This is a genomic window from Hyphomonas johnsonii MHS-2 (assembly GCF_000685275.1).
GTDB lineage: Bacteria > Pseudomonadota > Alphaproteobacteria > Caulobacterales > Hyphomonadaceae > Hyphomonas > Hyphomonas johnsonii.
On record NZ_ARYK01000005.1, the window covers coordinates 276112 to 290694 of the forward strand.

Consider the following 14583-nt stretch of genomic DNA (forward strand, 5'->3'; position numbering starts at 1 on the left):
TTGTCCCAATTGCATCGGGTCCATACCCCCTATATGACACCAGACAACACGCCGCCTTGCTGCGGCACCTGCCTGAAACACCAAGACACGAGGTCTCCCGCATGCCGTCTCTCGACAGCTTCAAATCCAAACGCACGCTTACCGCTGCTGGCAAGACGTACACTTATTATTCGCTCGCCGCAGCCTCTGAAAACGGTCTCGGCGATGTGTCGCGCCTGCCGGCCTCCCTGAAAGTGCTCCTGGAGAACATGCTGCGCTTCGAGGATGGCAAGACGGTCACCAAGGATGACATCCTGGCGTTCAAGGCCTGGCTCGACAACAAGGGCCAGACCAGCCACGAAATCGCCTATCGCCCGGCCCGCGTCCTGATGCAGGATTTTACCGGCGTTCCGGCGGTTGTCGATCTCGCCGCCATGCGCGACGCAGCCGCGAAGCTGGGCGCCGCACCGGATGCGATCAACCCGCAAGTGCCTGTCGATCTCGTCATCGACCACTCGGTCATGGTGGACAGTTTCGCCACGGCCAATTCGTTCGCCAAGAACGTCGAGCGTGAATACGAACGCAATGGCGAACGCTACGAATTCCTGCGCTGGGGCTCGTCGGCGTTCAAGAATTTCCGCGTCGTGCCGCCCGGCACAGGCATCTGCCACCAGGTGAACCTCGAATATCTCGGCCAGACGGTCTGGACCAAGGAAGAAGGCGGCGAAACCGTCGCCTATCCCGACACCCTGGTTGGTACTGACAGCCACACGACCATGATCAACGCGCTGGCCGTGCTTGGCTGGGGCGTCGGCGGCATCGAGGCCGAGGCGGCCATGCTCGGCCAGCCGGTTTCCATGCTCATACCGCAGGTCGTCGGCTTCAAGTTCACCGGCAAGCTGGCGGAAGGCGCAACCGCGACCGATCTCGTGCTGACAGTGGTCGAAATGCTGCGCAAGAAGGGCGTTGTCGACAAGTTCGTCGAATTCTACGGCCCCGGCCTCGACCACCTCACGCTCGAAGACGAAGCCACGATATCCAACATGGCGCCGGAATATGGCGCGACTTGCGGGTTCTTCCCCATCGACAATGAGACGGTCACCTACCTGACCGAGACCGGCCGTGATGCCGACCGCGTCGCGCTGGTCGAAGCCTATGCCAAGGCCCAGGGCTACTGGCGCCCCGACATGGAAGATCCGGTTTTCTCCGATACGCTGGAACTCGACCTCGGCGACGTCGTGCCGTCGCTCGCTGGCCCCAAGCGGCCACAGGACCGCGTCCTGCTCACCGAAGCTGCGGCGCAGTTCAAGAAGGATGTTCTCGGCATCAAGGGCGGCGGCGTCGAAAAGGACAAGGAGCCGGAATCGGTTGGCGAAGCGCGTTTCGTCGACGAAGGCGCGACGATGAACAAGACCATCCCTGACGATTACGGCGTGCCGACCTACGCCGTCGAAGGCTGCGACTACCACCTGCATGACGGCTCGGTCGTCATTGCCGCAATCACGTCCTGCACCAACACATCGAACCCGTCGGTCATGCTGGCTGCGGGCCTGCTCGCCCGCAATGCGCGCGCCAAGGGCCTCTCGTCCAAGCCGTGGGTGAAGACGTCGCTCGCGCCCGGATCGCAGGTGGTGACGGACTATCTTCTCCGTGCCGGCCTGCAGGACGATCTCGATGCCATGGGCTTCAACCTGGTCGGCTATGGCTGCACGACCTGTATCGGCAATTCCGGACCGCTGGCACCGTCGATCGCCAAGTCGATCAACGAAAACGACATTGTCGCCTGTTCCGTTCTCTCCGGGAACCGGAATTTCGAAGGCCGGATCGGACAGGATATCCGCGCGAACTATCTCGCCTCCCCACCGCTGGTCGTCGCCTATGCGATTGCCGGATCGCTGCACAAGAACCTGACAACCGACCCGCTTGGTAACGACCAGGACGGCAAGCCGGTCTACCTCAAGGACATCTGGCCGACCTCGAAGGAGATTGCCGAAGTCATGCGCGCCTCGGTGACGGCGGACATGTTCCGCAGCCGTTACGCCGACGTGTTCAAGGGCGACGAGAAATGGCAGGGCATCAAGGTGTCCGGCGGACAGACCTATGACTGGCCGATCAATTCGACCTATGTCCAGAACCCGCCCTATTTCGAAGGCATGGGGCTGGAACCCGCCGCGCTCGAGGACGTCAGCAACGCCCGCGTACTCGGCCTTTTTGGCGACTCGATCACCACCGACCACATCTCCCCGGCCGGCAATATCAAGTCCGATGGCCCGGCTGGCGATTACCTGCGCGAGCACCAGGTGCCCGTGCTCGAGTTCAACTCCTACGGCGCTCGCCGCGGCAACCACCAGGTCATGATGCGCGGCACGTTCGCCAATATCCGCATCAAGAACCAGATGGTTCCCGGCGTTGAAGGCGGCGTGACCAAGCATTATCCGGGCGGCCAGGAACTGCCGATCTTCGACGCCGCCATGATGTACAAGGACGAGGGCGTGCCGCTGGTCATCTTCGCCGGCCAGCAATACGGCACGGGTTCATCGCGTGACTGGGCCGCCAAGGGCACGATTCTGCTGGGTGTGCGGGCCGTCATCGCCGGCAGTTTCGAGCGGATCCACCGCTCGAACCTGATCGGGATGGGCGTCCTGCCGCTGGAATTCACCGGAGACCTGACCTGGGAAAAACTCGGCCTCAAGGGCGACGAGCAGGTTTCCATCCAGGGCATCGGCGATATCACGCCTCGCATGACACTGCCGGTCACCATCACCTCTGCCGACGGGTCGGTCACCAGCATCGATTGCCGCGTCAGGATCGATACGGAAAACGAGCTGGATTACTACCGCAATGGCGGCATTCTCCACTACGTCCTGCGCAATCTTGCCAAGGAAGCGCTCTGATACAGGCCGCCTCCCCCGTTTGCGGGGGAGGCGGCGCCATATTGGGGGGTGGGGTTAAAATAGCAGTTCTCACACCCCTGTGATTGTCATGCGATTTCGCACGAGACTATAACTGGGCACTCATGAAACGCGCGCTCACATCCTTCGTCCTGCTTTTAGCCGGCCTGGCCTTCCCGGCCCTGGCGGACGATCCGGTATCCGTACCTGACTCCGGTCCGGTCCTTGTTGAGCTTTTTGCCTCGCACAATTGCCGCGTCTGCCCCAAGGCGCACCGGACAATGCGCGAAGTGGATGCCAGCCGGAAAGACGTCCTGATCCTGACCTGGTCGGTCGATTACTGGGATTATCTCGGTGACAAGGACCCCATGGCGATGACCGAATCGAAGGACCGTCAGCGGGCCTATGTCGACCGGTTCCGCCTGCGCGGGCCGTATACACCCCAAACCGTCTATAACGGCATCGAGCAATGCCCCGGCAGCAAGATGCCACAGGTCCGGTCGGCACTGGACCGCGTGATGATGGTCGCGCCATCCCCGGCGCATCTCGCGCGCAAGGGCAAGATCATCGAACTCACCGGCGACGTCAAAGAGCTCACGGACATCTTTGTCATCGATTACCTCGACGGTGATGCGAACCCGACCGACATGGTCCACCCCGTGACGCATGTGACGTCGATCGGTCCCTGGCTTGGCGGCCGCGTCGAAATCGACCCGTCTGTCTGCAAGGCGACATGTGCGCTGGTCGTCCAGGAAGCGGGCTTTGGCCGCGTTCTGGCAACAATGAAACTCACCAACTAGCCGCTGCCTTCACGGCTGTGTCGGTGCGGCGTCCTCGTCGGGCGTGTCCGGTACCGGGGGCCGCACGATGGAGGAGATGTTCGGTGTGAACTCGTTCCAGTCGAACTCGGTCAGTTCGAACGCCCAGCCCTTGGCCTTGTCATTGATCGTGCTGCCGCGATTGGCGCCCTCGCCCGCCTCGATGGCGCGCAGGGTGACGAAGAAACCATCCCGCTCACGATAGGCCTTGAGGTCCACTTCCAGTCCGTCATGCGTCTCGGTGATGTGGCGGGCAGCCGGCCGTGTCGCCAGTTCGGACGCGGGTTTCACGCCGATCGGCTTGAACCGGGCCAGGGCCAGCGCCGGTGTCGAGGCCGCAATCCGGCTGACCAGTCGGTAGTCCTGGTAAGGCGGGGCCGGGCGAAAGCTGCGGTCGCTGCTGCCGACCGTGCGTTGAAGGTAGAGGCTGGCGCCGCGCGAATCCGTCAGCCGGACGGCCGATACGGCGTCGCTGTGAATGTCGATAATGTCGAGATCCAGCCAGGCATCGTGATTGTAGAGCGGCGGCAGGTCGCCGGAGACCCTGAAGGCGCGCTGCTCGTCCGGACGGCGGGCATAGACATGCTCGCCCTTGCGGCCCGTGATCAGCGACGCGGTGACCGCCCCCGCCTCGTTGACGATTTCCACCAGCGCACCGGTGCCGCCATCGCGCGGATCGCCGAGACCGATCCGGTTCATCTTGTCCGGGTCGCGCGTTCGGCTCTCGCCCCATTTCAGCTCTTCCAGCCCGCTGGCCAGCGCGGCCAGCCGGTCCGGACGGACGGGATAACCTGCCTGGCTGCCCAGCTTCCAGCCATCCGGACCATTGACCAGCTGGTAGGATTCGTCGGCCAGCGTGACGCGGATCTGGGCGGCTTCTGCGCGGATCATGGCAAAGTTCGGGATCACCGGCTGGCCCGTCCGCTCGTTGCTTTGCGGCGCTTCGGGTGCGCCGAGATGCGCGAACACGGCAAGCACGGTCAGCAGGGCGGCAACGGCCCCGAGAATCTGGAGGCGGCTGTTGCGCTGTTGGTCAGGGGGCCGGCTCATGAGTCAGCCTGCGTATGCCGGCGCTGGCGCTGCCATACCAGCCCGCCGATCAGCACGACGACGAACGGCCCGCCCCAGATGTTCAGCAGCTTGAGCGTTCCCTCCATCCGGTCGATATCGCGCCGGTAATCGCGCTCGATGCCGCGCAGGCGCCCGCGCAGCGCCACGATATCGGCGCGCAGCTTGCCCAGTTCGGCCCGTTCCTCTTCCGTCAGGTCGGCCTCGATGTCGCCGGCAAAGAAGCCGTCGGTCGCACCGATCTGCTGCAGTTCCTCGAGCCTGGACTGGGCCGTCGCCAGCCGGTTTTCCAGCTCGCTCTGCTGGCGGAAATACTGGGCCTCGGCAGCTTCGCGCATCTTGTCGATACGGGTCATCGGTCTCAGGCTGGGCGAGCGTGACCGCAAGCGTGACAGTGCCCCGCCGCCGGACAGGGCGTCGAGCGCGTTCAGCACGAGCGCGCCATTGTCGGCCACGACGACACCGCGCCCCGGCACGATGTAGAAATCGTCTGCCAGCAGGTCGACATCCGCGATCAGCACGATTTCAGCGTCGGTCTGGCTCTTGGCTATGTGCGGCGGCGCATTGGCCGCTTCTGCCCGCATCAGTTCGGCCAGCGCCGGGTCTGACGGTTCGTCCAGGGCCGGCGCACCGGCCGGGAAGGCCGTCACCAGCCGGCCGGACAGGCGGCCTGCCAGGACGAGCGGCTCAGGTTCGGTCCGGTAGGCCTTGAGCACCTCGCCGGGCGGCATGTCGCGCACGGCCTTGGCAGCGTCGATATAGGACGGGCTGGGCCCGGTGATGATCAGCGGCGAAAAGACCACCCCGTCGGGCAGGGCGGCCGTCACGAACGCGCCGGGCGCCCCGAAATTGACATTGCGTGTCAGGTCAGCCGTGACGAGGTCCTGCTGGTTCATGTCGCTCGCCGGCTCGCCGAGGAAGAGCGGGTGGGCGAGTTCTTCCATGCGTCCGTTCCCGGTATCGACCGGCACCGGCAGGGCACTCGCAGCGTCAGCCACGGCATCTTCCGACAGCGCGACGCCCCATGCCGTTCCCAGCACACCGAGATCGGACCGGGGGTGGTTGTGCATGACATCCATCAGGCCGCTGCCGACGGCGGTCTTGGCCGCCGGGTCGACCAGGATCACCGCGCGTCCGTTGCGCAGGACATACTGGTCGATCAACCATTGCTGGCGCAGGGTCAGGTCTGGCGGGTGTGCCATCAGGAGGACGTCAAGGTCTTCCGGCATTGCCTGGAATTCCTCGGAGATTGGCACGAGTTCGAATGATTTCGCGATGTCGGCGAGCAGTGTGTAGCCACCCTCGCCGCCGGGCGCGGTCATGCCGGGCAGGGAGGACAGGATGCCGACGCGCGGTGGGTCCGGGTCGTCCAGGCGGGCGACCATTCGGGTCAGGTCGTATTCAAGGGTCACTTCCCGTTCCGGCGCCAGGAACGGGATCACCCGCTGGTCATCGACAGCGTTGCGTCCGATCAGGCCGAAATAGAGCGGGTCCGTGCCATTCGTGCTGACTGCCGTGATGCCGGCGGCGAGCGCCTCGTCTTCGGCTTCGGAAAAGGGCGACGGGTCGATCTCGCGCACGATCACCCGGTTGCCCGACTGCGTCCGGTAGGCCTCCAGCAATTCCCTGACGCGCGCGGCATAGGCGCGGACGGCCGGATATTCCTGCCCGACGCCGCGCGTGTAGACGAACGTGATCTCGACCGGCTCGGCGACTTCCTTGAGCGCGGTCTTGGTGGCGTTGGACAATGTGTAGAGATGGTTCTCGGTAAAATCGATGCGGCTGCCAGCCAGCACTTTCTGCATCAACAGGTTGCCCGAGACGAAGATCGTCGCGGCGAGCGCCGTTGCGGCGAGAAGGTAGTGCTTGGCCTTCATCCGGTTAACCGAGCCTCCGGCGGGCAGCCCAGAGCCCGTTCAGCACCGCCCAGAAGGCAGTGAATCCGATGAAGAACACGATGGCCCGCATTTCCAGCACGCCGCGCTGGGCGCCCTCGAACTGGGTCAGGAACGAAAAGTCGGCAACGAGGTCTGCGACGCTGGGACCGAACACCGATTTCACGCCCGACAGGACCAGCGGCCAGCCGGCAGCAGTGAACACGAACGCGACCACGACGCTGATCACGAACGCCGTCACCTGGCTGCCGGTCAGGGCCGAGACGGCAGCCCCGACAGACAGGTAGGCCCCGGCCATCAGGAAGCTGACGAGATAGGTCAGCATGATCGCGGCATTGTCGGGACTTCCGAGGAAATTCACGGTCAGCCACATCGGCGCCGTCAGCAGCAGGCCGACGCCGGCAACGGTCCACGCTGCCAGCAGCTTGCCCAGCACCAGCCCGGGCATGCCGAGCGGCAGCGACAGCAGCAGCTCGTCTGTCCCCGCCGTGCGTTCGTCCGCCCAGAGCCGCATGGCCAGCGCTGGCAGGAAGATCATGTACAGCCAGGGATGCCAGACGAAGAAGGGCGCCAGGTCGGCCGAGCCGGTATCGAAGAAGCGCGATGCTTCCCAGGTGAACAGGCCCAGCGCCAGCAGGAACACCGCGAGAAAGACATAGGCGAGCGGCGTCGCGAAATAGGCGCCAAGTTCGCGCCGGTAGGTCGCGCCGAAACCGCCCATCTGTTCCTTCAGCCAGTTCATATGGTTTCGGCCTCGGCCTGGTCCGTCAGGCGCGTGAACGCGCTCTCCAGCGTGCCGTCCTCGGATTTCGCCGCGAGCCCTGCAGGTGTCTCGTCGGCAATCACCAGGCCCCGGTCGATGACGATCGCCCGGGTGCACATGGCGGGTACTTCGGTCAGCGTATGGGTGGAGATGAGGATTGCCTTGTGCGGTGCCATGCGGGCGATCAGCGCACGCACGGCGCGCTTCTGGTTCGGGTCGAGGCCGTCGGTCGGTTCGTCGAGCAACAGGACCGGCGGGTCATGCAGGATGGCACCGGCCAGGCCGACGCGCCGACGATAGCCCTTCGACAGGGCGCCGATCCGCTGGCCGCACACCGTGGTGATCCGCGCGTCCGCGATAGCCCGTTCGACGGCATCCTTGCGGGCAACGCCCTTCATCCGGCGCGCGGAGGCCATGAAATTGAGGAATTCGGGCGGCGTCATGTCTTCGTAGAGCGGCGCACCTTCCGGAAGGTAGCCGAGCGCGCGCTGGGCTTCGCGCCGGTCGCGCAGGATGGACTTGCCGTCGATCAGCGCGTCGCCGCCGTCAGGCTCCAGCACGCCGGCAATCATGCGCATGGTTGTCGACTTGCCAGCGCCGTTCGGCCCGAGGAATCCCAGCACCGTGCCCTTTTCGAGCCGGAACGAGACACCGCGCACAGCGTGCTTGCCACCAAATGATTTTTCCAGCCTCTGGATGTCGAGCATGTGTCCGGTTCGCACGCCTTTCTGGAAGCAAGCCGTGATACCGCCCTTCGCGCGGTCTGGCCAGAGTCCGCGCTGTGCTCAGGCTGAAAACCGTTTCACGTCTTCCAGCATCGCCCGTGCAGACGCTTCGACGATCTTTTCGCCGTCTGCGGCATTGGACTGGGTCGGATCGGAGCCAATGCGGCCATCGGGAAAATCGCGCCGGTACTGGACCGCATCGCTGATCCGGCCGTTCGGGGCAATCTTCGGACTCATCTCGACCTCCGGCCGTGCCCGGTCCGGATAACCGAAATAGGTCACCGACACTTCCGATGCCGTGGCATGGCTGCCGTGGCCCGTTGGGTAGAGCTTGTTGCACAGGCCCATGACGTCCCGGAAATCCCACCAGTCGCGCCGCTTCAGCGTCAGGCCGGGCCGGTTGTCCTCGCCGCGCGGGTCGAAGCTGCGCTTTGCATGCATCTCGCTGAAGGCCGTCTCGATCGTGTGAATGTTGCCGCCATGGCCGTTGAACCAGTAGAGGCGCTCGAAACCGTGCCGCATCAGGCTTTCGGTCCAGTCGACCATGGCAGCGATCATGGTCGTGGGGCGCAATGTGATCGTGCCGGGAAAGCCGAGATGATGCTGGGCGCAGCCGACGCTGAAGGTCGGGCCGACAAGGATGTCGTCCGGCGCGAGGCTTTCGGCATGGCGGGCGATGATTTCCGGGCAGAGGGCGTCCGTTCCGACGAAGCCGTTCGGTCCGTGCTGTTCCATCGAACCGATCGGGATAACGATTGTCCGGGATTTTTTCAGCCAGGATTCAATGTCCTGCCAGGTCGCAACGGGAAGCAGCATGGTGTCAGTCCTTTCTGGGGTCGAGACGGCGCGTGATGTGGCCCATCTTGCGCCCGGCGCGTGCTTCGCGCTTGCCATACAGGGTCAGGGTCTCGTTCGCGGCGAGGCCTGCCGGGTCGACATGACCGGCCTCGCCGATCAGGTTTATCATCTCGGCATCGAAAAGCCGATGCGTGTCCCCCAGTTTCCAGCCGGCAATTGCCCTGATGTGCTGTTCGAACTGGCCGGTCTGGCAGGCTTCCGGCGTCCAGTGGCCGGAATTGTGGACGCGCGGGGCAAACTCGTTGGCGATCAGGCTGCCGTCGGCCATGACGAAGAATTCGAGCGCCAGAACGCCGACATGACCGAGTGCGTCGACCAGCGCGACCGCCTGGCGCCGCGCCTCGATCTCGATGGCGCGGTCGAGCCCTGACGGCACGACGGACTGCGCGAGGATGCCGTTGTCATGCACATTGCGCGGCGGGGCCCAGCTGGCTGTCTCGCCGGTCGATGAGCGCGCGACGATCACAGATATTTCGCGGTCGAATGCGATGGCTGCCTCAAGCACGGATGGCGCCCGGCCGACGCTTTCCCAGCCTGCAGCAATGTCCGCCTCGCCCTTCAGCCAGGCCTGGCCCTTGCCGTCATAACCGTCACGCCGCGTCTTCAGCACGCCCTTGCCACCCAGCGCCGCCAGCGCCGGGGCGATGTCGGCTTCCGCCGCAATCACGCGATAGTCTGCCGTGGAAATGCCGATCCCGTTGAGGAACGCCTTTTCGTCGGCCCTGTCCTGCGACACGGCCAGCGATTTCGCGCCGGGATGCAGCGGTGTCCCGGTTGCGGCGATGGCCTCGACCGTGCTCACCGGGATATTCTCGAACTCGAGTGTCACGACGCTGCAGGCCCGCGCAAAGCCGCTGAGCGCCGCGTCGTCAGTATAGTCGGCCTGCCAGTGTTTCATCGCCACGCGGGCCGCCGGGGCGTCAGCTTCCGGGCAGAACACGTGAACATCGAACCCCAGCTGGCTTGCTGCTGCCGCCAGCATCCGGCCGAGCTGTCCGCCACCAAGAATCCCGATCACAGTGCCGGGCGGCAGCGCCGTCATCCCTCCGGCACCTCGCCAATGCTGGCCGTCTGGGCCGCGCGGAAGGCGGCGAGTTTGGCTGCCACGTCCGTGTCACCAAGGGCGATGATGGCAGCGGCCAGCAGGCCGGCATTGACCGCGCCGGCTTCGCCAATCGCCAGCGTGCCGACCGGAATTCCCTTCGGCATCTGGACAATCGACAGGAGGCTGTCGAGCCCTGACAGCGCCTTTGACTGGACCGGCACACCCAGCACCGGCAGGGCCGTCATGGCCGCCGTCATGCCAGGCAGGTGGGCGGCGCCGCCAGCGCCTGCGATGATCACTTTCAGGCCGCGGCCTGCGGCGCTCTTGGCATAGTCTGCCAGGCGATCAGGCGTGCGGTGTGCCGAGACGATCCGCGCCTCATGGGCAACGCCCATCTGGTCGAGAATGTCGGCAGCGCCCTTCATGACCGGCCAGTCCGACTGGCTGCCCATGATGATGCCGACGAGAGGAGATGAAGTCATGCGCGATACGGCCCTTCGGGGCTGGAAAGCGCGCACAATAGGAAAGCCGCGCGCCCGGTCAACTGGCGCGGCCAAAGCGACCTTCCGGCAATTCGTGAACCTGCAGTCTCCACAGCGGATGAAAACGTGTATATCCTTGGGGAATGTCGGGAGAATATCATCAGGTGACTCAGGAGGAACGGCGGGCACTGCTCGACATTCTCGGTGTCGACCTCGCGACCAGCAGGCCGCGCGAGCGTGCAGCGCTTGAGGCCCTTGCCGAGGAAGTCATCGCCCTGCGCGCCGAATCGGCCGGGCTGCGCGCGGCCCTCGCCGATGCCGAGCTGCTGGCCGACAATGATGCGCTCTGCCCGGTGTTCAACCGGCGCGCCTTCGAGCGGGAGGTCCGCCGCGAGATCGCCCTGGCCGGCCGCTTCCAGACTCCCCTGTCGCTGATCTTCATCGATCTCGATCACTTCAAGAAGGTCAATGACGCGTTTGGCCATTCGGCGGGCGATGACGTGTTGATCCGAGTGTCCGATATCCTGCTGCAGAACACGCGCGAGACGGACATTGTCGGCCGCCTGGGCGGGGACGAATTCGGAATCGTCCTGGCCCACGCCACCCATGGCGACAGCGTCGCCAAGGCCGCCGAGCTGGCCAGTCGGATCGACCAGCTGGTCGTCCTCAATGGCGATGACGATGCGCTCTCGCCGATCCGTGTCGGCGCGTCCTGCGGGGTCGCTGAATGGCAGGACGGGCAAGGCGCCGACGGTCTCATCGCTCGGGCCGACCAGAACATGTTTGCCCAAAAAGCGCGCAGGAAAGCGGCCGGATCGCTGCCTGCCTGACCCGGCCAGATTAAACTCGCGAAATCCTTGGGCGACCCCCGTGACGCGCCATCGCTTCTGTGGTTTAGTGTTGCCCTAAAGACACAAAATCTTAACCGCAAAAGGAGACTGCCTATGTCGCTCAACGGTCGGATCAGTGAGCTTGCCAGCAAGCATCGTCAACTGGACGAGAAAATCTCCGAGAAACAGAAACACCCCTCGACAGATACGCTTGAGCTCAAGGATTTGAAGCGGCAGAAACTCAAGATTAAAGAAGAGCTGCGATGGTTGAAGGTCAGCTAGCGCGGTAGAGGCGGACACAGTCCTCCGCCGCTGCGCAAGCGATTTGCGGAGGACGACCCATGAGAGACGTGTTTGACCAGGACCGGCCAATGACGCTCGGTGCTGTTAAAATGGCCACCGCCATACTCGGGATCGCGCTCGCCGCCGCCGCAGTCCTGATCCTGATCGGCGTGATCATCACCCTGTTCAAGGGCAAGCTCCTGATCGCGCTGACACAGCTCGTCCTCGGGTTCGCTGGCCTGATCTTTCTCTTTGTGACGGTGCGGCTGCTCGGCGAGATTCTCGCGGCACTGCACCGCCTCAATGACCGGCTTGCCATTCTCGGCGATGATATCCGCAATCCTCGCCGGGTGGCCGGCGCCCCGGGCGACAAGGCCGAAGGCTGACCTGCCATGAGTGAGCCCGTTACAGCTATCCTCGGCCTTGGCCGGGAAGTCGGCGACTCGATCGCGCGCCGCTTCAGCGAACAGGGCCATCGCGTGCTGGCCGCAGACCCGAACCCCGAACGCCTGGCAACGGCACGCAGTGCGATGCCAGACGACGTCATCCTCCATCAGGGCGAACTGCACACCCGGCTTGGCCTGCGCAATGCTTTCACGGCCGCCATTGAAGGCTTCGGCCGCATCGACAATGCCGTCGTCATTCCGCAACTCGAAGAGCCGGATACGTTGATGGATTTCTCCGCCGAGAAATTCGACAAGGCGATGGCCCGCTCGATCCGCGGGTCTGCACTGGCGCTGCGTGTATTCGCCGAACGGATCATCGAGCAGGATGACCAGCCGGTCGCCGGTGTCGAGCGCCTGCGCCAGAAGGGTACCGTGACGTTCGTTCTGTCTTACACCGCGATCGCGTCGAGACCGGGAATATTCTCCGAAAGCATCGCACAGGGCGGCGTTCTGGATGTCATGCGCGCGGGTGCAATCGAACTGGCCGACCAGGCGATCCGGGTGAATGCGATCGTGGCGGTCCGCCCCCGCGAGGACAAGACCGAGGCCTGGACCAGTCGCCGCACGCCGCTCGGCCGGACAGCGCTGGCCGACGAAATCGCGGATGCCTGCCGCTTCCTCGCCTCGCCGGAAGCGGCGTTCATCACCGGCGAAGCGCTGAAGCTCGATGGTGGGCGGTCACGCCTGTCCGGCGTGATTGACGACTGAGGCTCAGACCCTGCTCAGGGCCGATACGCCCGCCTCTTCCGGTACGGCCTGATAGGTCGCAACACGCGTCACGTCGAAGTCCGGATCGGTAATTGTCGACACCTTGACGAATTCGCCGGTCACGCGCTCCGGCGTCAGGGTGACCAATGTGTAGCCGTGGCCCCATGGGTCGAACCAGTCGACTTCGCTGTTGGCAGCGGCGAACCGTTCGCCCAGATCCGGAATGTCGGAAATATAGTCGCCCATGCCGGGTGAGGATATCGACGCGCAAGCGAACTCGACCCCGACACGCTTGCCTTCATCATCGGCCAGCGTGTTGGCCCAGGCGGTGTGGGTGTCGCCAGCCAGTGTCACGAGGCGCGCGCCTGCGGCCTGCACGCTGTCATACAGCCGCTCGCGTGCAGCAGGGTAGCCGTCCCACGCATCGAGGTTCCACGGCAGGCCCATCGCCGAGAACGGGATCATGGCCTGGACCTGGGGCACCGTCTGGGCGGCGATCTGCTCGGGCGTCAGGGTTGCCGCGAAATTCGGCATGGCAACACGGGCCATCACGACCTGGTTGGCGAGGACCTGCCAGGTCTTTCCGGCAGCAACCGACTGTGCCAGCTGTTCGGTCAGCCAGGCTTCCTGCTTTGCCCCCATCATTGTCCGGGCCGGGTCGTGGATGGCCTCGAAATGGGCCATTGCCTGCGCGGCAACTTCGTCCGGACCGGTCGCGTCGCTGAGCACCTCGGACCAGCCCACGCTCGGCGAGCGGCCGGTCAGGCGCGTTTCGGTGGCGTAGACGGTCGCGACATCGCCAAAGGTGAAGGCGCGCCAGACGGCCGACGTGATGTTCCCGGATTCCGGTTCGCGCATCGGCATCCATTCGAAATAGGCCTGGATGGCGGCCTGCTTGCGGTCTGACCAGTCGCCTTCGCCCTGGTCCGGATTGTGGTTCTCGCCGCCGGTTCGGTAGCTGTCATTGCAGCTTTCGTGGTCGTCCCAGGTGCAGATCCACGGCACGTTGGCATGCGCGGCCTGGAGGTTGGGGTCGGTCTTGTACTGGGCGTGGCGCGTCCGGTAATCGTCCAGCGTGATGATCTCGGTCACTGGTTCGTGCGGGCGCCCCAGCGCCTTGGCGGTTTCGCCGCCATACCCGTCGATGCCGTACTCGTAGAGATAGTCGCCGAGGAAAACGATCGCATCGAGGCCCGGCTCTTGGGCCAGCGCCTTGTAGGCGTGGAAATACCCGAACTGCCAGTTGGCGCAGGAGGCAACGCCCAGCTTGACCGGCGTCGTGCCGGTCATGGCGGTGGTGCGGGTCCGGCCCGAAGGGGACACAACCTCGCCAGCGCTGGTCAGTGCGGCGAACCTATAGGTGTAACTTGTTGCCGGCGTCAGGCCGGTGACGTCGACCTTGACGCAGTAATCATGCGAAGGGTCGGCCGACACGATGCCCGAATGGATCGGGGTCTCGCCGCTGCTCGCGCTGTAAACGTCAAATCGCACGGGGATCGGGCCGGTCCCGGTCTTGGGTGTAACACGGGTCCAGAGGATGACCTTGGTCGGCAGCGGGTCGCCGGAGGCAACGCCATGACCGAATTCGACTTCGCCGTCATAGGACGGCGCTGTCACCAGGTCGGTCTGGGTCACGGCGGGTGTCGCGCAGGCTGCAAGGCTCAAGGCCCCGGTTGCTGCGGCACCAAGCAGGCCGCGTCGTGTTACTGTGCTCATGATTTCCTCCATCGCGTTCGCGTCGCCTATAGAGTGCGACTACGACAAGACCATGACGCGCAGCTCGGTTCGCGTCT

The 14583-nt window shown here is 64.6% G+C and carries 14 protein-coding genes; 6 read left to right on the plus strand and 8 right to left on the minus strand.

The window, feature by feature from the left end; all coding sequences use genetic code 11:
• Window positions 1-101: 101 nt before the first annotated feature.
• Window positions 102-2873: an aconitate hydratase AcnA gene (acnA, locus tag HJO_RS12085; protein WP_035617127.1), complete on the plus strand. Its 2772-nt coding sequence runs from the start codon at window positions 102-104 to the stop codon at window positions 2871-2873.
• Window positions 2874-2995: 122 nt separating this feature from the next.
• On the plus strand, window positions 2996-3670 hold the full coding sequence (locus HJO_RS17800; RefSeq protein ID WP_051618543.1) for a DUF1223 domain-containing protein: 675 nt from the start codon (window positions 2996-2998) through the stop codon (window positions 3668-3670).
• A 9-nt stretch (window positions 3671-3679) separates the two neighbouring features.
• Here HJO_RS17800 and HJO_RS12095 read toward each other — a convergent pair whose 3' ends face one another.
• The 7 genes from HJO_RS12095 to purE all read right to left on the minus strand — a co-directional run bounded on the left by HJO_RS12095 (window position 3680) and on the right by purE (window position 10524).
• Window positions 3680-4738: a DUF4340 domain-containing protein gene (locus tag HJO_RS12095; RefSeq protein WP_035617128.1), complete on the minus strand. Its 1059-nt coding sequence runs from the start codon at window positions 4736-4738 to the stop codon at window positions 3680-3682.
• The gene (locus tag HJO_RS12100) at window positions 4735-6633 is read right to left on the minus strand and encodes a GldG family protein (protein WP_035617129.1); all 1899 of its coding nucleotides are present in this window, start codon (window positions 6631-6633) and stop codon (window positions 4735-4737) included. Before HJO_RS12100 ends, HJO_RS12095 begins: the two co-directional genes overlap by 4 nt.
• A 4-nt stretch (window positions 6634-6637) precedes the next feature.
• Window positions 6638-7393 (minus strand): ABC transporter permease subunit, encoded by a 756-nt coding sequence (locus HJO_RS12105; protein WP_241764737.1) that lies wholly within the window; start codon window positions 7391-7393, stop codon window positions 6638-6640.
• Window positions 7390-8121, minus strand: a complete 732-nt coding sequence (locus tag HJO_RS12110; protein ID WP_035617130.1) for an ABC transporter ATP-binding protein — start codon at window positions 8119-8121, stop codon at window positions 7390-7392. The genes HJO_RS12105 and HJO_RS12110 overlap by 4 nt, the downstream gene beginning before the upstream one ends.
• Before the next feature lie 78 nt (window positions 8122-8199).
• Window positions 8200-8955: a creatininase family protein gene (locus HJO_RS12115; RefSeq protein WP_035617131.1), complete on the minus strand. Its 756-nt coding sequence runs from the start codon at window positions 8953-8955 to the stop codon at window positions 8200-8202.
• A 4-nt stretch (window positions 8956-8959) separates the two neighbouring features.
• Complete coding sequence (locus HJO_RS12120; protein WP_035617133.1) at window positions 8960-10039, minus strand: 5-(carboxyamino)imidazole ribonucleotide synthase; 1080 nt, start codon at window positions 10037-10039, stop codon at window positions 8960-8962.
• Entirely contained in the window at window positions 10036-10524 is a 489-nt protein-coding gene (purE, locus tag HJO_RS12125) for a 5-(carboxyamino)imidazole ribonucleotide mutase (RefSeq protein ID WP_035617134.1), read from the minus strand. Before purE ends, HJO_RS12120 begins: the two co-directional genes overlap by 4 nt.
• A gap of 164 nt (window positions 10525-10688) precedes the next feature.
• On the opposite strand from purE, the gene HJO_RS12130 reads away from it, so the two are divergent.
• From HJO_RS12130 to HJO_RS12145, 4 genes are all read left to right on the plus strand, one after another.
• On the plus strand, window positions 10689-11354 hold the full coding sequence (locus HJO_RS12130; protein ID WP_162173828.1) for a GGDEF domain-containing protein: 666 nt from the start codon (window positions 10689-10691) through the stop codon (window positions 11352-11354).
• Window positions 11355-11468: 114 nt separating this feature from the next.
• The gene (locus HJO_RS12135; protein WP_035617135.1) at window positions 11469-11636 is read left to right on the plus strand and encodes a YdcH family protein; all 168 of its coding nucleotides are present in this window, start codon (window positions 11469-11471) and stop codon (window positions 11634-11636) included.
• Window positions 11637-11695: 59 nt separating this feature from the next.
• Window positions 11696-12022, plus strand: a complete 327-nt coding sequence (locus HJO_RS12140; protein ID WP_156945614.1) for a hypothetical protein — start codon at window positions 11696-11698, stop codon at window positions 12020-12022.
• A 6-nt stretch (window positions 12023-12028) separates the two neighbouring features.
• Window positions 12029-12790 carry an SDR family NAD(P)-dependent oxidoreductase gene (locus HJO_RS12145; RefSeq protein ID WP_035617139.1) on the plus strand — a complete coding sequence of 254 codons (762 nt, stop codon included), beginning with the start codon at window positions 12029-12031 and terminating at the stop codon, window positions 12788-12790.
• A 3-nt stretch (window positions 12791-12793) separates the two neighbouring features.
• Here HJO_RS12145 and HJO_RS12150 read toward each other — a convergent pair whose 3' ends face one another.
• Window positions 12794-14506 carry an alkaline phosphatase D family protein gene (locus tag HJO_RS12150; protein WP_035617244.1) on the minus strand — a complete coding sequence of 571 codons (1713 nt, stop codon included), beginning with the start codon at window positions 14504-14506 and terminating at the stop codon, window positions 12794-12796.
• Between the last annotated feature and the right edge of the window lie 77 nt (window positions 14507-14583).